At 67.2% G+C, this 19984-nt stretch carries 17 protein-coding genes; 7 read left to right on the top strand and 10 right to left on the bottom strand.

What is annotated here, in order from left to right; translation table 11 throughout:
- Nucleotides 1-45: 45 nt before the first annotated feature.
- The 7 genes from fabI to ku form a co-directional block, all read right to left on the bottom strand.
- Entirely contained in the window at nucleotides 46-849 is an 804-nt protein-coding gene (fabI, locus tag AC1DX5_RS13795) for an enoyl-ACP reductase FabI (protein ID WP_478016030.1), read from the bottom strand.
- Nucleotides 846-1814, bottom strand: coding sequence for a YihY/virulence factor BrkB family protein (locus tag AC1DX5_RS13790; protein ID WP_465171625.1), 969 nt, complete (start codon nucleotides 1812-1814; stop codon nucleotides 846-848). Before AC1DX5_RS13790 ends, fabI begins: the two co-directional genes overlap by 4 nt.
- Before the next feature lie 7 nt (nucleotides 1815-1821).
- Nucleotides 1822-2748: a DnaJ C-terminal domain-containing protein gene (locus AC1DX5_RS13785; protein ID WP_478016028.1), complete on the bottom strand. Its 927-nt coding sequence runs from the start codon at nucleotides 2746-2748 to the stop codon at nucleotides 1822-1824.
- 68 nt (nucleotides 2749-2816) lie between these two features.
- Nucleotides 2817-3707 carry a transglutaminase family protein gene (locus AC1DX5_RS13780; protein ID WP_478016026.1) on the bottom strand — a complete coding sequence of 297 codons (891 nt, stop codon included), beginning with the start codon at nucleotides 3705-3707 and terminating at the stop codon, nucleotides 2817-2819.
- The gene (locus AC1DX5_RS13775) at nucleotides 3704-6190 is read right to left on the bottom strand and encodes a circularly permuted type 2 ATP-grasp protein (protein ID WP_478016024.1); all 2487 of its coding nucleotides are present in this window, start codon (nucleotides 6188-6190) and stop codon (nucleotides 3704-3706) included. The genes AC1DX5_RS13780 and AC1DX5_RS13775 overlap by 4 nt, the downstream gene beginning before the upstream one ends.
- Nucleotides 6191-6257: 67 nt before the next feature.
- Complete coding sequence (ligD, locus tag AC1DX5_RS13770) at nucleotides 6258-8741, bottom strand: DNA ligase D (protein WP_478016022.1); 2484 nt, start codon at nucleotides 8739-8741, stop codon at nucleotides 6258-6260.
- A 69-nt stretch (nucleotides 8742-8810) separates the two neighbouring features.
- Nucleotides 8811-9707 (bottom strand): non-homologous end joining protein Ku, encoded by an 897-nt coding sequence (ku, locus tag AC1DX5_RS13765; protein ID WP_478016020.1) that lies wholly within the window; start codon nucleotides 9705-9707, stop codon nucleotides 8811-8813.
- 102 nt (nucleotides 9708-9809) lie between these two features.
- Here ku and pdxH point away from each other — a divergent pair, with 102 nt between their 5' ends.
- Genes pdxH through AC1DX5_RS13750 form a run of 3 tightly spaced genes read left to right on the top strand, consistent with a single transcriptional unit; the run spans nucleotide 9810 to nucleotide 12120 of the window.
- Nucleotides 9810-10388 (top strand): pyridoxamine 5'-phosphate oxidase, encoded by a 579-nt coding sequence (pdxH, locus tag AC1DX5_RS13760; protein ID WP_478016019.1) that lies wholly within the window; start codon nucleotides 9810-9812, stop codon nucleotides 10386-10388.
- Nucleotides 10385-11329: a cation diffusion facilitator family transporter gene (locus AC1DX5_RS13755; RefSeq protein WP_478016017.1), complete on the top strand. Its 945-nt coding sequence runs from the start codon at nucleotides 10385-10387 to the stop codon at nucleotides 11327-11329. The genes pdxH and AC1DX5_RS13755 overlap by 4 nt, the downstream gene beginning before the upstream one ends.
- Nucleotides 11326-12120 carry a PhzF family phenazine biosynthesis protein gene (locus AC1DX5_RS13750; RefSeq protein WP_478016015.1) on the top strand — a complete coding sequence of 265 codons (795 nt, stop codon included), beginning with the start codon at nucleotides 11326-11328 and terminating at the stop codon, nucleotides 12118-12120. Before AC1DX5_RS13755 ends, AC1DX5_RS13750 begins: the two co-directional genes overlap by 4 nt.
- Nucleotides 12121-12590: 470 nt before the next feature.
- Here AC1DX5_RS13750 and AC1DX5_RS13745 read toward each other — a convergent pair whose 3' ends face one another.
- From AC1DX5_RS13745 to AC1DX5_RS13735, 3 genes are all read right to left on the bottom strand, one after another.
- Nucleotides 12591-13259, bottom strand: a complete 669-nt coding sequence (locus tag AC1DX5_RS13745) for a hypothetical protein (RefSeq protein ID WP_478016013.1) — start codon at nucleotides 13257-13259, stop codon at nucleotides 12591-12593.
- Nucleotides 13260-13364: 105 nt separating this feature from the next.
- On the bottom strand, nucleotides 13365-14069 hold the full coding sequence (locus AC1DX5_RS13740; protein ID WP_478016071.1) for a hypothetical protein: 705 nt from the start codon (nucleotides 14067-14069) through the stop codon (nucleotides 13365-13367).
- Nucleotides 14070-14162: 93 nt separating this feature from the next.
- Nucleotides 14163-14465, bottom strand: a complete 303-nt coding sequence (locus tag AC1DX5_RS13735) for a hypothetical protein (protein WP_478016069.1) — start codon at nucleotides 14463-14465, stop codon at nucleotides 14163-14165.
- A gap of 210 nt (nucleotides 14466-14675) precedes the next feature.
- On the opposite strand from AC1DX5_RS13735, the gene AC1DX5_RS13730 reads away from it, so the two are divergent.
- The 4 genes from AC1DX5_RS13730 (at nucleotide 14676) to AC1DX5_RS13715 (ending at nucleotide 19983) form a co-directional block, all read left to right on the top strand.
- Nucleotides 14676-15086 (top strand): GntR family transcriptional regulator, encoded by a 411-nt coding sequence (locus AC1DX5_RS13730; RefSeq protein ID WP_465175522.1) that lies wholly within the window; start codon nucleotides 14676-14678, stop codon nucleotides 15084-15086.
- Nucleotides 15083-15988, top strand: coding sequence for an ABC transporter ATP-binding protein (locus tag AC1DX5_RS13725; protein ID WP_478016012.1), 906 nt, complete (start codon nucleotides 15083-15085; stop codon nucleotides 15986-15988). The genes AC1DX5_RS13730 and AC1DX5_RS13725 overlap by 4 nt, the downstream gene beginning before the upstream one ends.
- A gap of 10 nt (nucleotides 15989-15998) precedes the next feature.
- Nucleotides 15999-17777: a TMEM254 family protein gene (locus AC1DX5_RS13720; protein WP_478016010.1), complete on the top strand. Its 1779-nt coding sequence runs from the start codon at nucleotides 15999-16001 to the stop codon at nucleotides 17775-17777.
- Nucleotides 17778-18054: 277 nt separating this feature from the next.
- Nucleotides 18055-19983: a S9 family peptidase gene (locus tag AC1DX5_RS13715; RefSeq protein WP_478016008.1), complete on the top strand. Its 1929-nt coding sequence runs from the start codon at nucleotides 18055-18057 to the stop codon at nucleotides 19981-19983.
- The last annotated feature ends 1 nt before the right edge of the window (nucleotide 19984 follow it).

The following is a 19984-nucleotide window of genomic DNA, read 5'->3' as shown; positions in this document are numbered from 1 at the left end:
ATGCTCCGCATGGGCCCCTCCCTCTCCCCTGCAGGGAGAGGGGTTCTAGACCAGCGCGATATCGGGCGCGTCTTCGGCCTTCATGCCGATCGCGTGATAGCCGGCATCGACATGATGCACCTCGCCCGTCACGCCGCTCGCCAGATCGCTGAGCAGGTACAGGCCGGCGCCGCCGACATCCTCGATCGTCACGTTGCGCTTGAGCGGCGAGTTCAGCTCGTTCCACTTCAGGATCAGGCGAAAATCGCCGATGCCCGAGGCGGCAAGCGTCTTGATCGGCCCTGCCGAGATCGCGTTGACGCGGATATTGTCGCGGCCGAGATCGACCGCGAGATATTGCACGCTCGTCTCCAGCGCCGCCTTGGCCACACCCATGACGTTATAATGCGGGATGACCTTTTCCGCGCCGTAATAGCTGAGCGTCAGCAGCGACCCGCCATCGGGCATCATTGCCGCCGCGCGCTGCGCCACCGCGACGAAGCTGTAGACCGAGATGTTCATGGTCGTCAGGAAATTGTCGAGGCTGGTGTCCATGAACCGGCCACGCAGCTCGTTCTTGTCGGAAAAGCCGATCGCGTGGACGACGAAGTCGATCGTCGGCCACACCTTCGCCAGGTCCTCGAACGCCGTGTCGAGCGCTGTCATGTCGGAGACGTCGCAGTCGATCAGCAGGGTCGAGCCGAGCTGCTCGGCAAGCGGCCTTGCCCGCTTTTCGAGCGCTTCACCCTGATAGGAGAAGGCGAGCTCAGCACCCGCTTCGCTGAGCTTCTTGGCGATTCCCCAGGCGAGCGACCGATCATTGGCCAGGCCCATGATCAATCCGCGTTTGCCCTGCATCAATCCCGTCACGCTGCTGCCGCCTCCTGTTTGTTGCTGCCGCCGAGGTCCTCTACTCCCTCATCATCGGATTCCGCCAGTGCCGCGTTCAATTCGGCGCCAACGACCAGACCGAGCCCGACGAAGAAGAAGAAGATAAGCGCGATCATCACGCCTGCCAGGCTGCCATAGGTAAGATCGTAGCTGCCGAGCAATCCGAGGATGAGCGGCAGGAGCGCGGTGACCAGCAGCCACCACGCCGCGGTGAACAATGCGCCCGGCCATTTCGGGCATTTGCTCTCGCGATATTTGCGCGGGGTGAGCGAGTAGAACACCATGTAGAGCGCCGCGAACAGCGCGAGGCCCGGGGCGAGCCGGCTGAACGACACGATCGTGGCAGCATCCGCCGCGAAGGGCAGCACGCGCAGGATGAACTGTTCGACCGCGAGCAGCATGATCTGGAAGGCGAAGGCGACCAGGATCAGGATCATCGCGGTGAGGATCAGGCCGATCGACCAGAGCCGATACTGCCAGAAGGGCCGGATCGATTTCACGCCGTACGCGCGGCGGAGGATATCGCGAATCGTCTCGATGAAGCTCGCCGTGGTCCACAGGCCGACGATCGCGCCGAACCAGAGCAGCGAACCAGAGCGCGCCGTGAGCACATCGGTGATCGGCGTCTGCAACACCTGCGCGACGCCGGGCGGGACGGTGCGCAGGAACGCCTCGACCGCGTGAAGGCCCTCGCCCGTCTGCCCGAACAGCCGCGCAACGGCGGCCGCGACGATGAAGAAGGGGAAGAGCGTGACCAGCGACAGATAGGCGAGATTGCCGGCATGAACGAAGCCGTCGCTATAGACGCCGACAAAGACGCGCTTGAGCACCTCGCGGGCGTAGCTGCCCGGCCGCATAAAGGCCATGCGCCGGCTGAGCCTGGTCTGCCCTTCACCCGGCCTCTTGCGGCGTTCCTCGGGCGATTGGGGCGAAACTTCCTGCATCGGGCGATTAAACGCCCATGGCCGCGCGCGGGTTGCTCTTGTCGCGATCCTTCCATCCCTCGACGAACTCGGTCAGTGCCTCATCCTTGGCGGGAAGATCGACCATCAGGGTCACCAGCTGATCGCCGCGCGTGCCGCCTTTCTTGTGGAAGCCGCGCCCGCGCAGGCGGAGCACCTTGCCCGAGGTGGAACCGGCCGGAACCGTCAGCATCACGGCGCCCTCCACGGTCGGCACACGCACCGACGCGCCGAGCACGGCTTCGGACAGGGTGATCGGCAGGTCGAGCCGCACGTCATCGCCATCGCGGGTAAAGAAGCGATGCGGCTGGACGCTGATCGTGACGATCCCGTCGCCGGCGCCGCCCGGCCCGGGCTGGCCCTTGCCGGCAAGGCGCATCTGGAAGCCGCTTTCCAGGCCGGCGGGCAGCTTGAGATCGATCGTCTTGCCGTCCGCCAGCGTGATACGCTGAGCGGCGAGCGTCGCGGCATCCGTGAAGGAGACGTTGAGCTTGTAGGCGACATTGGCGCCCTTGGGCTGGGGCTTGCGGCCGAAACCGCCAAAGCCGCCGCCGAAACCGCCGCCGCCGCGCCCGCCGAACATGCCCTCGAAGATATCGCTGATATCCGGCCCGTCGGCCTCGAACGGTGATCCGCCGCCCGGTGCCGGGCGGAAGCCGGCCTGGCCGCCGCCGAAGCCGAAGGGCGAGGCGGGATTGCCGTCGCCGTCGATCTCGCCGCGATCGAACCGGGCGCGCTTGTCCTTGTCGGTCAGCAGGTCATAGGCATTGGTGACCTGGCTGAATCGCTCGGTCGCCTGTTTATTGTCCTTGTTGCGATCGGGATGGAGCTCCTTTGCGAGCTTCCGATACGCCTTCTTGATGTCGGCCTCGCTGGCGGTGCGCGGCACGCCAAGCGTTGCATATGGATCGGCCACTTTTGCCCTCTGTTTCTATTCTGCCATCTATTTGGGGGATCGATGCCGGAAGCGCAAACCCCCGAACGTCAAGCAACCACCTCAAGCACCGGCGCGACGTCGACCGATACGTTCATCTTCTGTGCGCCGGAGCCCAGCACCACGCCATCGATCGGTGCGATCTCGCCGTAATCGCGGCCGATCGCCATGATGATATGGTCGCCCGCCATCCAGATGCCGTTGGTCGGATCGACCCCGACCCAGCCCAGATCCGGCCCGCACCACAGCAGCACCCAGGCATGAGTCGCATCGGCACCGACCAGCCGCGGCTGGCCCGGCGGCGGGATGGTACGGATATAGCCCGAGGCATAGGCGGCGGGCAGGCCCGCGGCGCGCAGCCCGGTGATCATGATCTGCGCGAAATCCTGGCAGACGCCACCGCGCTTCACAAAGGCTTCGTGCGGGACGGTGTCGACCAAGGTCGCCTCGGGATCGAAATCGAACTCGTTCTGGATGCGCCGCGCGAGGGCGATAGCGGCCTCGAGCGACGGGCGGTCGGGGTCCAGATCCTGCGCGCACCAGTCGGCGATGTCGCGGTCGAGCGGGATCAGCGGCGAGGGGAAGAGATAATTGGCAGGCCCGGCGGGCGAGGCATCGCGGCTGGCGCGCGCGGCGATCGCGACCTGGGCCAGGGTCGGGTCGCTGTCCGACGGCATCGGCACCTGCCGGTCGACCAGGATGCGCGACACGCTTTCGATGACGAGATGGCGCACCGGCTCCTCGACCACCAGCCGCATGACATTGGCTAGCCCGGCCTCGGCACGCGCCGGCGCGGTGCGGCCCGAAGGGCTGATCGACAGGCGATAGTCGCGCAGTTCCTGGCCCGACCAGTGGATCGGCTTCAGCCGCAGGTTGCAGCGCGCGAACTTGACCGAGGCGCCGTAATCGAAGCGCGTCACGTGACGGATATCGTAGATCATGCCAGCGTCAGCCCGCCGGCCCTTAGCGGCTCCGCGCCCTGCAGGAAGTAGCGCCGCGCGACCGCGTCCGACAGCGCGAACAGCCGCCGTTCGAGATCGCCCAATATGGTCTCGTCCAGGGTCGCCGCGGTCGCCGTGGAGACGATCGAGACCAGCACCGTGGCGACCGCCTGTTGCGGCTCGTCCATGCCGTCGTCGCCAAGCACCGGCAGCGCGCGCATATGCTCGCAGATGCGATCGACCTGGAACGCGAGCGAGCGCGGATTGCCCGGGTCGAGCGCCACCAGATCGACCACCGGCACCCGGGCGATGCCGGTCAGATACCGCTGGCGGTAGCTGATCTGGCTGTCGGCGAGATCGAGCAGAGTCGACAGATCGTCGACCGTCCCATTGGCCATGCCGAACATGCGCACCGCGCGCGTCACGGTCAGCGCGCGTTCGAGCCGACGCCCGAGGTCGTGGAAGCGCCACGCCGCGGTCCGCCCCATATGCTCGGCCGACAGGCCGGACAGTGCGGCGTAGCGGCGCTGGAGCGTCCCCGCCTTGTCGAGCATGCCGCCCTTGGTCGGGAAGGGCGCGTCGAGCAGTTTCACCATGTCCGCGGCCAGCCGGTCGCGCGAGCCGCGCCCGATACCGCGGGCGAGCCGGTTGATGGCGCGCACGCTGTGCCAAGCGCCTTCGCCCGATTCCATCGCGGTACGGGCAAACAAGGTCAGGTCGGCGCGGCGCAGGCTCGCCGGGTGCGGTGCGGCCCCGATATTGACCGCCATGCCGACCAGCCGCCCGACCGTATCCGGCCCCAGCGCGGCGCCGGCATCGGCATCGATCGAATTGCCCAGCATGACGCGAATCACGCCGAGCAGCGCCTCGCCGCGTTCGAGATAGCGGCCGAGCCAGAAAAAATTGTCGGCGACGCGGCTCGGCAGGGTGCCGGGGTTGCGGCGGACGTGAATCGAATCGCTCGGCGGCAGCAGCGAGACCGGGGCGACCGGCTCCGGGCCGTGGATCGCGACATCGGCCGACCAATTGCCCTCGCCCATCACCGAAGCGCGGGGATCTTTGTGCTCGCCGATCCGCGCGAAGCCGCCCGGCATTATCGCCCAGCTGCCATCCGCCCCCCGCGCCGCGAAGACGCGCAAGGTAAAGGGCCGTGCGGCGAGGCCGTCATCGCTGACGACCGGCATGGTCGACAGGTGCACGATCTCCTGCCCGACATAGTCCTGAGGGCGCCTGCCCATATCGTCGAGCAGTGCAGCGCGCGCGGCACCGGTGATCTCCGCGCCGGGGCGAGGCATGATGCCTTCCAGCCCGAGCGGCTGGACGCCAAAGGCCGGACCGACCAGCAGCTGATCGAGATCCTCGATCACGCGCGCGCGCTCCTTGTCCTGTCCGCACCACCAGGTGGCGATATTGGGAAGGAGCAGATCCCGGCCAGTAAGCCGGGTCGCGAGCATCGGCAGGAAGGCGGCAAAGGCCGCGGATTCGAGCACGCCCGCGCCGGGTACGTTCGAGATGACGACATTGCCCGCCGCCATCGCGTCGATCAGCCCGGGCACGCCGATGCTCGAATGCGAATCGAAGGCGAGCGGATCGAGCAGCCGCGGATCGAGCCGGTTCCAGATCGCATCGACTCGCTTCAACCCGCCGATGGTGCGGACATAGAGCTTGTCCTCGAGCGCGGCGAGATCGGCACCCTCGACCAGCAACAGCCCGAGATAGCGGGCGAGATGCGCCTGTTCGGCATAGCTCGGATTGTAGCGGCCGGGGGTCAGCAGGCCGATGCGCGGGTCCGAGCGGCGACAGGCAGCGGCGAGGCCATCGCGATAGGCAGCGAAGAAGGGCGCGTGGCGCTTGACGTTCAGCCGGCCCTGCAACCCGCCCAGGGTGCGCGAGATCGCCAGCCGGTTTTCCAGCGCATAGCCGGCGCCGGCGGGCGCGCGCAGATGATCGGCCAGCACGCGCCATTCGCCGGTCGGCCCGCGGCCGAGATCGATCGCGATGAAATGGAGGTGATGCCCGCCCGGCGGCACCAGCCCCGCCATCGGCCGCAGGAAGAAGGGGCTGCCCGCGACCAGCGCGGCGGGGATCAGCCCGCGCTCGACCAGCTTCGCGTCGCCATAGAGATCGGCGAGGATCGTCTCGAGCAGTTCGGCGCGCTGGGCGACACCGGCCTCAATCCCGGCCCATTCATCGGCCTCGATCAGCAGCGGGACGGGGGACAGCGGCCAGGCGCGCTCCTCGCTCTCGCCGATGATGCGAAAGCCGGTGCCGATATCGGCGGCGTGGCGCTGCACCCGGTCCCGCGCCTGGGCGAGGTCGTCGCCGGCGACGGCGGCCAGTTCCTCGAACATCGCGGTCCAGGCCGGGTCGCCCTGGCCCGCGCAGAGCACATCGCCCGCCTTCTCCCGGGCGCAATAATCAGCGACCCAGCGCAATGCGTGGATCGATGGATCGAGCAGAGAGGGCGCTGCGAGCGTGGCCATGGCGATTTGAGGCGTTCCCCTAGAACCCGACGACTCGACCACAATCCCTTCGCGCGTGCAACAAGGATCAGAGATCGGGCAGCACCTGATCGGCAAATCCCCAACCCGCGAGTTCGCGCGAATTGGCGCGTTCGAGCAACTCGGCGCCATCGCGCACGCCCCAGCGATGGGCATTCTCGATGTCGCGCAGCTCGGTCCAGGTGACGGGCGCGGCGACCGGCGCGCCGGACCGCGCCCTTGCAACATAAGGCAGGACCGCGGTCGAGCCGCGCTGGTTGCGCAGATAGTCGAGGAAGATGCGGCCCTTGCGCTTGGCCTTCGCCATGTTGGCGACATAGCGTTCCGGCTCGGCCTCGGCGAGCGCGCGGCAGAAGCGTTCGGCGAAGTCCTTCACCGCCGGCCATTCGGCCTGGGGCTTCAACGGCACCACGACATGCACGCCCTTGCCGCCCGACAGCATCGCGAAGCTGACCAGCCCGATTTCGGCGAGCTGGTTCTTGATGTCCTCCGCGGCCTTCTTGACCACATCGAAGCCGAGTTCCTCGTCGGGATCGAGATCGAACACCATGCGGTCGGGCTGTTCGAGCGTTGCGACCGACGATCCCCAGCCATGGAACTCGATCGTGCCCATCTGCACGCACATCACCAGGCCATCGACGTCGTCGATATAGAGATAGTCCTCGACCGACCCGTCCTTCTCGCGGATCGGCACTTGATGGACATGCTCGCCAAAGGTGCCGGCATCGTGCTTCTGGAAGAAGCAGCGCTTGGCGCGACCCTGGGGACAGCGCACCAGGCTGATCGGCCGATTGGCCGCCCAAGGGAGCACGGCGGGCGCAAGGCGCGCGTAATAATCGGCGAGATCGCCCTTGGTGACGTCCGAATCGGGGAAGATCAGCCGGTCACGGCTGCTGACCTTCACATGCACCTCCGGGACCGGCGTGGCATCGACGGGGATCGGCTTCTCCGCGACGACATCCTTGGCCGCCTTGTCCTCACGCAGGCCGAGGAAGCTGGAGTGGCGCAGCACGCCATCGGGCGTGGTCTCGGCAAAGGCGATCTCGGCGACCAGCTTCGGTTCGACCCAATGCGCGCCGCGCACGGCAGCACGGGGCGCCTGCACGGTCGGCTCCTTGCGTTCGAGCTTGGCGAGCTTCGCGCTCAGGTCCAGCATCGTGTCGGTGTCGAACCCGGTGCCGACCTTGCCGGCATAGGTGAATCCGTCAGGTCCGTTGAGGCCGAGCAGCAGCGCGCGGAAGCCGCGCGACTTGTCGGACGGCGTCCAGCCGACGATCACGAATTCCTGGCGCCTGATGCACTTCACCTTGAGCCAGTTCTTGCTGCGCTGGCCGCGATAGGGCGCATCGGCCAGCTTCGAGATGATGCCTTCATAGCCTTCGCGGCACATCGTCTCGAACAATTGCTCGCCCGAGCCGAGGATGTGCTCGGCGAATTGCAGGCGAGCGTCGGTGCCCTGGATCAGGGGGCGCAGGCGTTCCTTGCGCTGGATGTTGGGCAGGGCGGCGATATCCTCGCCGTCCAATTCGAGCAGGTCGAAGGCGAACAGGGTCATGTCACCGCCCTTGGCGATCGCGTCCTGCAGGGTGGAGAAGTTCGGCTTGCCGTCCTTGAAGGCGACCACTTCCCCGTCGATCAGCGCGTTGCCGAGGTTCAGGGTCGCCGCGGCTTCGGCGATGCCGGGGAATTTCTCGGTCCAGTCGAGGCCGGAGCGGCTGTAGATCTTCACCTTCGTGCCGGCGATCGCGAGCAGCACGCGGTAGCCGTCGTACTTCACCTCGTGCAGCCAGCGACTGCCGGTGGGGACGCTGTCGACCAAAGTGGCGAGCTGGAAATCGCGGAAGGCTGGCAAGGTGCCGGAAGCCGGCTTGCCACCGGCGGCGCGTTTGGGACGGCCCCCTCCACCAGCTTCGCTGGTCCCCCTCCCCCGCTTCGCGGGGGAGGATTTGGGTTTGGCGCCTTCGGCGATCTCGACCATGGTTCGGCCGGTCGCGACGCTGGTGAGGGCGGTTTCCACGAGCGTGTCGGTGCCGCCTGCTTCCGCATCGTCGATCTTGCGCAGCAGCCAGTTCTCGCTCTTTTCCTTGCCGCGCGGCTTCAGGCGGATCAGCAGCCATTCGCCTTTCATGCGCTCGCCATCGAGCACGAAATGGAGGTGGCCTTTCTCCAAGTCCTTGGCGCTCTTGCCCTTGATCGGGGACCAGGTGCCGCGATCCCACAGCATCACCGTACCGCCGCCATATTGCCCTTTTGGGATGGTGCCCTCGAAGGTGGCGTAGGACAACGGATGATCCTCGGTACGGACGGCGAGGCGTTTCTCGTTCGGGTCGAGGCTGGGGCCGCGGGTGACGGCCCAGCTCTTCAGGACGCCGTCGATCTCGAGCCGGAAATCCCAGTGGAGGCGCGAGGCGTCGTGCTTCTGCACCATGAAGCTGTTGCCATGGCCGGGCGCGAGCGTGCCCGCCGGTTCCGCGGTCTGCGCGAAATCACGCTTGGCGTTGTACAGCGCCAGCGGGTCGGTCGCGCGTACCATCAATTGTGCTCCCGCGAAGGCGGGAGCCCAGTCTGGACCCCCGCCTTCGCGGGGGTACAAAGGTCGGCGCTATGCACGTTTCTTCGCCGCCGGTTTCTTTGCGGGCGCGGCAGTTGCTTTCTTCACTGCGGGCTTCTTGCTGGCTGCGGCCGGCTTCGACGAAGGCGACGCACCCGGCCGTTCCATCGACTTCTTGAGCGCGGCCATCAGGTCGACCACATTCGAGCCCGAGCGGCCGGACGGCTCGTCGCTGGTGTCTTCCAGGATCTTGCGGCCCTTGGCCTTGCGCTTGCGCTCGATCAGGCCTTTCAGCGCCTCGACATAATGATCGTGGAAATCCTTCGGATCGAACGCGCCGGTCTTCTTTTCGATCAGCGCCTCGGCCAGTTCGAGCAGATCCTCGTCGGGTTTCGAATCGGGAATGTCGCGGAAATATCCCTGCGCCTTGTTGACCTCGTCCGCGTAGCGCAGCGTCTCCAGCACCATGCCGCGCCCGCAGGGTTTGAGGCTCACGACATATTCGCGGCCACGCATGGCGAGCTGGCCGAGCCCGACCTTCTTCGTCCGTCGGAGCGCCTCGCGCAGCACGATGAACGCTTCCTCGGCGAGATCGTCAGCCGGGACCACGAAATAGGGCTTTTCGTAATAGAGCACGTCGATCTCGCTCGCATCGACGAACTGGGTGAGTTCCAGCGTCTTCTTCGATTCGAGCTTCACGGCGTCGATCTCGTCCTGTTCGAGCAGGACGAACTCGCCCTTCTCGTACTCGAAGCCCTTCATGATCTCGTCAGTGTCGACCGGGCCGATGCCGGTGACGACCTTTTCATAATGGATCGGCTTGCCGCTCGGCTCGTGGATCTGCTTGAAACTGACCTGCGCGCCGGACTTGGTCGCGGTGTAGATCTCGACCGGAATCGAGACGAGCGCGAGCCTGATCTGTCCCTGCCAATAGGCGCGTGCGGCCATTTTCCGGTTCCTTTGTTGCCCCGATTGCCTTGGGGGCGATTCAATCCCTGGGGGACGGTTCCGTTCCTCGACACCCGTCCGTGGCGGCCGTAAAGCGCGACCATGGTACAGGATCCCTTCCAACTGTTCGACCTCTGGTATGCCGAGGCACGCGAAACCGAGCCGAACGATTCGAACGCGATGGCGCTGGCCACCGCAGACGCGGAGGGCCGTCCTTCCGTGCGCATGGTGCTGCTCAAGGGGCATGGGCCCGACGGCTTCGTCTTCTACACCAACCGCGAGAGCCGCAAAGCCGCGGACATCGCCGCCAATCCGCAGGCCGCCCTGCTGTTCCACTGGAAGTCGCGGCGCCGGCAGATCCGCATCGAGGGCACGCTGAGCCCTGTGAGCGACGCCGAATCCGACGCCTATTTCGCCAGCCGGCACCGCGATTCGCAGCTCGGCGCCTGGGCGTCCGACCAGTCGCGCTGGCTCGATTCCCGCGCGACCTTCGAGGCGCGGTTCGCCGAGGTGCAGGCGCGCTTCGAGGGCGGCCCGGTGCCGCGGCCGCCGCATTGGGGCGGGTACCGGCTGAGCCCGGACCGGATCGAATTCTGGCAGGACCGCGCGCACCGGCTTCACGAGCGCCGCCTGTTCGTGCGTGACGGAGATGGCTGGAGCGAAGGGCTGCTGTTCCCATGACCGAGGACCAGCGCCGCGCCATTCCCTATGTCGTGCGCGCCGCCCTCGCCAGCGTGGCGATGGCATTGTTCCTGCTCGGGCTGAAGGGCTTTGCGGCCTGGCATACCGGATCGGTCGCGATGCTCGGGTCGCTGGCCGATACCGCGCTCGACCTGCTCGCCTCGCTCGTCACGCTCTACGGCGTCCGGCTCGCCGCGACGCCGGCCGATCACGACCATCGTTTCGGCCATGGCAAGGCGGAGGCGCTGGCCGCGCTGTTCCAGGTCATGCTGATCACGGCGTCGGCGGCGGGCATCGCCTGGCGTGCGATCATGGCGTTCAGCGAGACCGATCCGACGCGCGATGCCGAGTTCGGCATCGGCGTGTCGGTGATCGCGATCGTCGCGACCATGATGCTGCTGGTCTATCAGCGCAGCATCATCCGGCGCACCGGATCGGTCGCGATCATGGCCGACAATATGCATTACCAGTCCGACGTCCTGCTCAACGGATCGGTCATCGTCGCGCTGGTGCTCGACCAGTATCTCGGCTGGAGCGGCGCGGATCCGCTGTTCGGCATCGTCATCGCCGCCTGGCTGGCGTTCGGCGCGTTTCGCGCGTCGAGCAACGCGATCGACCAGCTGATGGACAAGGAATGGCCCGAGGAGGAGCGCGCGCGCTTTATCGAAGCAGCGGCACAGCATCCCGAGCTGCGCGGCATCCATGATTTCCGCACCCGCCGGTCGGGCAGCCACGACTTCGCGCAGTTCCACATGTATGTGGCGCCCGAGATGACGATCGCCGACGCGCATGTCGTGATGGATGCGGTCGAGGCGAAGATCCGCAAGCAATTCCCCAAGGTCGAGGTGCTGATCCATCTCGATCCCGATGGGCATGTCGACACCGACAATCCGCTGATCGAGGCGGACGTCACCCCCCATTGGTTCGGGAAGCGCATATGAGGATTCCGTTCGTCCAGATCGACGCGTTCGCCGCCAATCCGTTCGAGGGCAATCCCGCGGCGGTGATGCCGCTGAGCAGCTGGCTGGACGATGCGACGCTGCAGGCGATCGCGGCGGAGAACAACCTGGCCGAGACCGCCTTCATCCTGCCCGACACGAGCGGAGCGGCGGATTTCGAGCTGCGCTGGTTCACGCCGACGGTCGAGGTCGCCCTGTGCGGCCATGCGACGCTGGCGAGCGGGCATTTCGTGCTGTCGAGCGATTCGACGATCGACAGGGTGACGTTCCGCACGCGCACATCGGGCGTGCTCGAGGTCGCGCGCGCCGGCGACGGATATGAGCTGGCGCTGCCGGCCTGGGCACCCGAGCCCGGGCCGCTGCCGGAGATCGTCGCGGCGCTGGGACTGGACGGCACCGTCGAGACCTTGTGGCGGACGGGGGGATATGCCCTGATCGTACTGGAGAACGAGACGCAGATACGCGCGCTGAAACCCGATTTCCGCAAGCTCGCGGCCGAAGGCGATGTACTGACCATCGCGACCGCGCCGGGCGACGAGACCGACGTGGTCAGCCGCGTGTTCGCGCCCGGCGCGGGCATCGACGAGGATCCGGTGACGGGCTCCGCCCATGCCGTGTCGGTGCCCTATTGGGCGACGCGACTGGGCCGCGACAGCTTCACTGCCTTCCAGGCGAGCGCGCGCGGCGGCCGGCTGGCCTGCCGGCTCGATGGCGACCGGGTGATCCTGGGCGGGACGTGCGTGACGGTGATCGAGGGGACGTTCTTCCTCTAGGTCCATGGCGTCCGGGAAGTAATATGCCACTATTCTGGGTGCCATGAAGCGTATTGGTACGCGCGGCGCTTGGACGAAACAGTCATCACCGGGGTCGATCCCGCACTCCGCGCAACTATTCGGGCATTTTTGCCAGCCAACGTCGACCCGAAAATTCCGAAGCCTCTTCTCGGCTGGACGCCTCGTGTTGGACGCGATCATTCCTTGAGTTGGATATCTCCAACGATAATAGGCCATGACGCGCAAAATATAGCCTGCGTCGCGCGGGCTTTTACTTATCGAATTATGAGAATTGGTCAGATATAGCCTGACTTTTACTTGCCCGACCCGGTTCGCCTGAATCATCGTCATTCCCCGCAGCCCGCCACCCGGCGGACCGATCGCAAAGGGTAGGGGATGATCCTCCCAGCTTGAATCGAAGCGTCTCGTCGTCCCCGATTGACCCGCCTGGGCAGGGATCGGCCAGCCCTTTACCGGGCCTGGTCCGTCGCAAGCTGCCGGGCGCACAACCCCTGAGGGTGCCAGTCGTGAGTCAGGGTGGTGGGCGGCTGGCCGGCATCGTGGAGGATCAGCGCGAAGCCCTGGCGTGGCGCGGTTCCGATGGCCATCAGCAGCATCGGCGGCCCCGCCTTGATCGTCAGGCTGTTGCCGGGACCGCGAGCGATCCGAAGACCGTCCGGCGTCTCGAGGCAGGTATCGCCGCTGACCGCGTAAAAGGCCTCCGGACCGGAATGCGTGTGGAGGGGGGCGGTCGCGCCGGGAACGAAGATCGAGCGGAGATATTCGGCCGCATAGGTCGAGGCCGGCTCCACCGCGAGCGGGCCGATTTCGGCAACATGCCTGCCTCCTCTGGGCCGCCACCCGGCATGCTCAAGGGTGAAGAGCCAGGTCGATCCGAACGCCTCGACGACGACGCTCGTTGCGATGGCGGCCTTTTCGGCGGCCTGTTTCGAGGGAAACCGGTCGAGTAGCCAGAAGGTCTGTCCGGCCGGAAGAGCGGGGAGTTCCTTGCGGGCGAGCAGGCAGGCCGGGCCCGGTTCCTCGGCCGCGCCACATTGACGCGTGGTCGCCTGGCTCCATGCGGGCGAAGACCATGCCAGAGCGGCCAGCAGGGCCAGACGAACGAGCGTGTTCCGCATGGCGTTCCTCATCGAGATCCGGTTGCGAGCATGTCTGCTTTTGGGGTGCGCCTCAAGCGTCGCGAAGAGTGACGCCCCGGGGGCCGAGCCGCCCAGGACCAAAAATCACTCTGACCCCTTTTCCGCGGCGGCGGTGGTGCCGGGCAGGGGCGCGCCCCGCGCGTAGAGAAGGGGAAAGACGGCCTCCAGCGGCCTGGTGTCGGGCAGGACATAGACATAACCGCCCTTTTTCCGGAACAGCGGCGCTATGGTCTTGCCGTAAAGCGCGAGCGGCACGTTGATGCAGCCAAAGGTGATGCGATTGTCGTCGGGCGTCGGCGACAGCATGCGCTCGCGGCGGCGTTCCTTCCTGCTGGCGCCCGGCGGGATCGGGTGAAGCGCCACCGAGGTCGCGTAATCGACCCACAGCACTTTCTGCCGCCCGGCGGCGAGGCCGAATTTGGCGAGGAAGCGCCCGGCGGGCGTGGTCTTCTCGGCCGGGCCGATCTCGGCGAGATTCTTGCTGCCGATGCCGGGGGTGGCATCGTCGCCGACAGCGACGCCGATCAGGACCGGCCCGTTGCCGAGCGGTGTCCCATCCGCACCGAACAGGAACAGCGACGCCTGCTGCTTGTCGATGACGATGTACGGCAGCGACCCGTTGTCGCCGGACGCCGCGATCCAGTCGGCAACACGCTTCGCGGCCGCCGACTGGCTCGGCTCTTCCGCTGCCGGACGTTCCGGCTGCGACGATCCGGGCGTGGCGGACTTGGCCGCCTGTTCCGCCCGCGAGGGTACGGAAACGGTCAGGGCAAGCCCGGCCAGCGCCAGGAGGTGAATCGCTCGAACAGGACCGGTCGCCGCTCCGCGGGAGCGGCGGACGCGGGCCGTCACGACGTGGTCAGCATATGCTGTCTTGCGGCGTCAGTTGCGGGGCCGCTTGCGCTGCGCTTCCTGCAGTCTCTGCTCGATGCCGTCCACACGGGCATTGAGCTGATCGAGGCGCTGGCCGTTATTCTGGGCCTGGCCTGATGCGGCCTGGGCCTGCGCCAGCGCCGACTTCGCGGTGCTATCGGTTTCCTGCAGTCGCGATTCGAGCGCATCGACGCGCTGGCTGACGGGCGCGATCTGATCCCGCACATATCCCTTGGTGGCGCAGCCACCCAGACCCATCGCACCCACAAGAACCAGGGCCGCGGGGGCCAATTTCGTCACGGACGGCAACATCGCATACTCCCAAATGATCAGCGAACTGCGCGAACAGAAGGCAATCAATCGGGTTCCATCCTTTCGGATCGGCCGTGCCTCCGGTCCGGTGAACCGACGGAAAACGGCAGTTTGGCGGCAAGGGTGGCACGATCGCGCCTCCTGCTTGACCGGCGCTTCATCTCACTGTACTAAGTCACATAGTACACACAGACAGCGAGTCACCCCCCTTTGGCCCGAACCACCCCCATCGCCATTGCGATCGTCACTGGCGACAGCCGATCGATCAGCCGCCAGATCGTCGACGCCATCCGCATGCAGATCACCACGGGCGATCTGGCGCAGGGCGCGCAGGTGCCGAGCGTTCGGGGGCTGGCGCAACAGCTCGGCATCAACCCCAATACCGTGGCCAAGGCCTATACGATCCTGACCTCCGAGGGCTGGCTCGAATCGCGCCAGGGGCTGGGGTTGTTCGTCGCGGTGCGGCGGCAGCAGTTCAGCGCGGAGGAGCGCGAGCGGCGGTTCGACGATGCGCTCGGGCGGTTCGTCAATGAAGTGGTGGCGATCCAGTATCCGCATGACGTTGCGATCGCGCGAGTCGGGGATGCACTCGATCAGGTCGCGCCGAGGAAGATCGCGTGAGCGATCTCGCGATCGAGACGCGGGCGCTGACGCGGCGGCATGGCAGGAAGGTAGCGATCGACCGGCTCGATCTCGCACTGCCGCGCGGAGGCATCCACGCGGTGGTCGGCGCCAATGGCGCGGGCAAGTCGACCTTGTTCCGGCTGCTGCTCGGCTTCATCACCGCGGATTCGGGCGACGCGTTCATCCTCGGCCGCGACAGCCGCGCGCTGACGCCGGAGGATCGCGGGCGGATCGGCTTCGTCAACGAAGAGCATATTCTGCCGGGCTGGATGACGGTATCCGCCGTGGCGGAGATGCAGCGGCGCCACCATGCCGCGCGCTGGGACGAGCGGGCGTTCCATAATGTCATCGGCAGTTTCGACCTGCTGGCGCAGCAGCGCGTATCGCAGCTGTCGCGCGGCGAGCGGGCGGGGCTCAACCTCGCCATGGCGCTGGGGCAGAATCCGGAACTGCTGATCCTGGACGAACCGACGCTAGGGCTCGACGTGGTCGCCAAGCGCCGCGTGCTCGACGCGCTGATCGACGGGGTCGCCGCGGAGGGGCGGACGATCCTCTATTGCTCGCACCAGATCGAGGAGGTCGAGCGGCTGGCCGACAATCTGATCGTGCTGGAGCGCGGGCGGCTGCGCAATGTCTCGGCGCCCGACGATTTCTGCGAACGCATCCGGCTGTGGGTGACCGACATCCCGTTCAAGGGGCCCGAGCCGGGGGGCGTGCCGGGGCTGCTCCAGCATCGCCGGATCGACGGGGTGCATCATTATACCGTGATCGACCAGGGAGATGCGTTTGCCGACTTCCTGCGCGGGCACGGCGCGAAGACCATCCAGAGCCAGGCAGTGCCGCTCGACCGCGCAGTCGACGCCTTCCTGACTCGTCATCACGCCGGCCCCACGGGCTGAGGAGTTTTTCATGGTCGAACTGTTCAAGGCCGAGTGCCGCCGCTTCCGCTGGCTGGCGCTTGGTGCCGCCGGCCTGCATGCCGGGGTGCTGCTGTTCTTCGACCGGGTGGTCGACGCGATCCAGCAGCCGCTGATGGTCTATCAGCTCGTCGCGGGCATCTACGCCGTCGCCGGCATATTGTTCGGCCTGTACCAGGCGGGCACGTACCGACGCACCAACCAGTGGATCATGCTGCTGCACCGGCCGCTGGCGCCGGGGCGGATCCTGCTCGCGGTGGCGGGCGCCGGGGCGGCGATGCTGGCGGTGGCCGCCGCATTGCCGGTGCTGGTGCTGCTGGCCAGCCACGGCGCGATCGGCGCGCGTTTCGTCGATGCACGGCACTGGCTGTTGCCGGTCGCGGCGTTGCTGATCGCGCTGATCGGCTATCTTGCCGGCATCTATGCGATGCTTGGGCCCCGTCGCTACGCCTGGCTGGCGCTGGTGCCGGCCTTGCTGCCGACGATGAGCGCTGCCTCGGGATGGGGTGCGATCGCGGTGCAGGCGATGGTCGCGGCGCTGCTGGCGGCGTTGGTCGCGAGCGTATTCAAGCCCGACCTGGAGGAGACACCGCGTGGTGGCGCGCTGGCCGGCACCGCGCTGAGCGTGGCGATGGGCGCCTATGTCGTCGCGGTGGTGGCGGGGGACATCGTCTTCCAGATCCTGTGGATCGCCACGGGTACGCATCCGCTGAACAGCGTGCCGCCCAAAGGCGGTGTGGTCGAAGCCGTGCGCGCCGACGGTGGAGCTTTGATCGAAGCGGGGCTGGCCGGCCGGCGTGACCGCGAGGCCGATCTGTGGCGCGAGCAGGTGAAGCTCTCCGAAGTTTTCTATCTGCCGCCGCAGGCCGCGCGGCTGCCCGCGCGGGGCGCACTGACCAATGTCGTGCCGATCGAATTCGACGACGAGCGGAGGGGCGTGCGCTGGACTTTCAGCCATGACGACATGCGCTTCCACGGGGTGCGGCTGGCGACGCTCGCGCGCGCCGGGGTGCTCGGCCTCGATGGCGGCGCGGCGTTCCGGACGCCGCCTTTGCCGGTCGCCGGCGGGCAGCTAATGGCGGCATCGCAGATCGCTGCGTTCAACGAGGATGACGGGCGGCTCCATACGCGCATCACGCTGCCCGCGGCCGAGACGATCGCGAACGGACCGACGAAGATGGGCGATGCGATCGGGCTGGTGAGCGACCGGGCGCTGCGGATTTACGATGCGCGGGTGCTCGACGAGGGCGACCGGCTTCATCCGGCGCTGGCGACGATCCCCCTGCCCGCGCCGATCGGCGGCATGTCGCGGATCGATGCGATCGAGTTGCTCGACGGTTATCTGATCTCCTTCACCTATGGGCATGGTGCGATCGACGGGCCGGGCCGGGCGTGGCAGCAGATCGTGCGAGTCGACGGGGCGGGACATGCGGCTGCGGTTGCCGAGCGGACGCTCAATCCGGATTTCCCGGCAGTGTCGCGCTATGCGCCTTACTGGTTGTCGCTGCCATTGAAGGTCGTGCGCGATGCGGCCGAGGGGCTGTTCGGCGAGCATGAGCCGCTTGAGGTGCGCATGCCGGTGGTGTTGCCGGTCGCGGTGATCGTGGGGATGACGGTGCTGCATCTGCTCTCAGCGGTGATCGCCTGGCTGCTGGCGCGACGGCGGGGGCTGGTTGCACGGGCGCAGGCGGTGTGGGGCGTCGCGACCTTGATCCTGGGGGTGCCGATGCTGGTGGCCTTCGCGCTGATCCGGCCCAAGGCGCAACGCTGAATTCTGGAGACGGACGATGACTGATGATCGGCGGCTGCGCCTCGTCGCGGCCGGGGTGATGATGCTTGCCCTCAGTGGGGCGGTAGGCGCGTCGAACACCATGCGAAGCTCTCCTGGGCTGACTAGTCTCTCACCGTTCGGGCTGAGCTTGTCGCAGCCTTGCCCTTCCTTCTGCGGAAGAAAAGTACAGCCCTTCGACAAGCTCAGGGCGAACGGAGGGGGTGGATCTCTGTTATCTGTTCTGAGAGCGAATCTCGCCGCCGAACGGGCTCGGCCGGTGCCGGCGCAGATCCCGCGCGACGCATTCCTGGTGGAACCGACGATCAGTGCGGCCACGATCGCGCCCGATGGCGGGCATGTCGCCTGGCTGCGCAAGGTCGGGGAGGAGACGAGTCTGTGGCTGAAGCCAAGCGGCGGGGCGGCACGCACGCTGCTGCGCCGTGCCGATGCGGACGACATCTTCTGGTCGCATGACGGGCGCTGGCTGTACCTCGTGTCGAACCGCACGCTGCGGCGGGTCGCGGTGGCAGGCGATCTCGGGTCGGGGCTGGTGGCGCAGATCGGCGGATCGACCGGGCTGCGCTTTGCCGGGATCGATCCCTGGCGTCCCGCCGCCGCGATCCTCAAGGAAGAACTGCGGGTCGACGGGCAGCGCGACCCGGTCGGCTATCGGCTATGGCGCGTCGAGCGCGACGGCACACGCCAGCTGATCGCCTTTGGCCGCCGCGATCCGGTCGATTTTGCCATGGCTCCTGACGGCCGCGTCGCGTTCGCCAAGCTGGTCGAGGGCGATCACCATGTCATCCAGGCGCGCCGCGCCGACGGGCGATACCGAATCCTCGCGCTGTGCGTGCAGCTCGAGCGCTGCGATCTGGCCGGCACCACGGCCGATGGGCGCGGCCTGTATCTCGCGAGCGATCTTGGCGGCGATCTGCGCGGGGTGATGCGCATCGACGCCAATGGGCGCCGCACGATCCTGCACCGCGATCCGTCGGGCGAGCGCGATCTCGATTCACTGGCGATCGATCCGCGATCGGGCGTGCCGCTCATCGCCGGTTATCGCGGCGGCACTCCGGCAAGCCACGGCCTGACCGACGATTCGCGGCAGGCCATGGCGCTGCTGGCGAAACGCCTGTCCGGCGACATCACCGTGTCCCCCACCTCCGGACAGTGGCTGGTGCGCGAGCGCGGGTCGCGGTTGCAGGGCCTGCGCTGGTACCTGTTCGATCCGCGGACCGGCCGGCTGGACCCGATGCTCGACGATTCGGGCAAAAGGCCGCGCGTGCCGGAAGCGGCGCTCGCAGCAACGGTGCCGGTCAGCTTTCCCGCTTCCGACGGCATGCTGATCCATGGCCTGCTCACCGTCCCGGCGGGCCGCGACCTGCGGCACGTGGCGCTGATCGCCGCCGTGCATGGCGGCCCGTGGTCGCACGACGAGCCCGATTACAGCACGACCACCCAGCTTCTCGCCAATCGCGGCTATGCGGTGTTTCGTCCGCAGTTCCGCGGATCGACCGGCTATGGGCGCGCCTATATGCTCAGCGCACGCGGCGATTTCGGCGATGGCCGGGTCCAGCGCGATATCGAGGAAGGCGTGCGCTGGCTGCTGGCGCGCGGGATCGGCGATCCGAAACGGGTCGGCATCGCCGGCGCCTCGTTCGGGGGTTATTCCACCTTGCAGGCACTGTCGAACGGATCGGGCCTGTTCCGCGTCGGGGTCGCGATCGTACCGCCGGCCGATTTCGGTTGGGTGTCGCGCCAGGTGGTCGATCGGGGGACTATCGGCTCGAGCGGCGGCATCGCCTTCGCGACGACCCTGCGCCTGCTTGGCCTCGACGCGGGCGACCCGGCGATCGCCCGGCGGCTGACCGCGCAATCGCCCTATGCGCGCGTGGCGGCGATGCGCACGCCGCTGCTCATCATCGCCGCCGGCCGGGACGAGCGCGTGCCGATCCGCAGCGTGATCGATTATGCCGCGCGCCTCAGGCAGCTCGGCCGAAACGCCGAGGTGATCGTCGCGCGCAAGCAGCCGCACGCACCCGACGACCCCATGGCCCGGCGCGCCTATCTCTATTTCATGGAGACGATGCTCGCGCAGTACCTCAGCGGCCCAGCCGCCGCGCCGCCCGCCGAGGATCTGCGCCAATGGATCGGCGCGAACCTCGACGCGTATCCGGCACGCGAACCACCGCGCCCGGCCGGATGAG

This window comes from Sphingomonas sp. P2_B6 (assembly GCF_056404755.1).
Note: the sequence above shows the minus strand (reverse complement) of the source record. Positions and strands in the feature narration are given on the sequence as shown.

Bases quoted from the DNA above. Each gene is read 5' to 3' on its own strand.
- ligD (WP_478016022.1), bottom strand. From the start codon at position 8,741: ATGGTACGCGCGACCGACCCGCTGGCGCTGTACAACGCCAAGCGTGAT.
- AC1DX5_RS13790 (WP_465171625.1), bottom strand. From the start codon at position 1,814: ATGCAGGAAGTTTCGCCCCAATCGCCCGAGGAACGCCGCAAGAGGCCG.
- AC1DX5_RS13750 (WP_478016015.1), top strand. From the start codon at position 11,326: ATGAGGATTCCGTTCGTCCAGATCGACGCGTTCGCCGCCAATCCGTTC.
- pdxH (WP_478016019.1), top strand. From the start codon at position 9,810: ATGGTACAGGATCCCTTCCAACTGTTCGACCTCTGGTATGCCGAGGCA.
- AC1DX5_RS13720 (WP_478016010.1), top strand. From the start codon at position 15,999: ATGGTCGAACTGTTCAAGGCCGAGTGCCGCCGCTTCCGCTGGCTGGCG.
- ku (WP_478016020.1), bottom strand. From the start codon at position 9,707: ATGGCCGCACGCGCCTATTGGCAGGGACAGATCAGGCTCGCGCTCGTC.
- AC1DX5_RS13745 (WP_478016013.1), bottom strand. From the start codon at position 13,259: ATGCGGAACACGCTCGTTCGTCTGGCCCTGCTGGCCGCTCTGGCATGG.
- AC1DX5_RS13780 (WP_478016026.1), bottom strand. From the start codon at position 3,707: ATGATCTACGATATCCGTCACGTGACGCGCTTCGATTACGGCGCCTCG.
- AC1DX5_RS13755 (WP_478016017.1), top strand. From the start codon at position 10,385: ATGACCGAGGACCAGCGCCGCGCCATTCCCTATGTCGTGCGCGCCGCC.
- AC1DX5_RS13735 (WP_478016069.1), bottom strand. From the start codon at position 14,465: ATGTTGCCGTCCGTGACGAAATTGGCCCCCGCGGCCCTGGTTCTTGTG.
- AC1DX5_RS13775 (WP_478016024.1), bottom strand. From the start codon at position 6,190: ATGGCCACGCTCGCAGCGCCCTCTCTGCTCGATCCATCGATCCACGCA.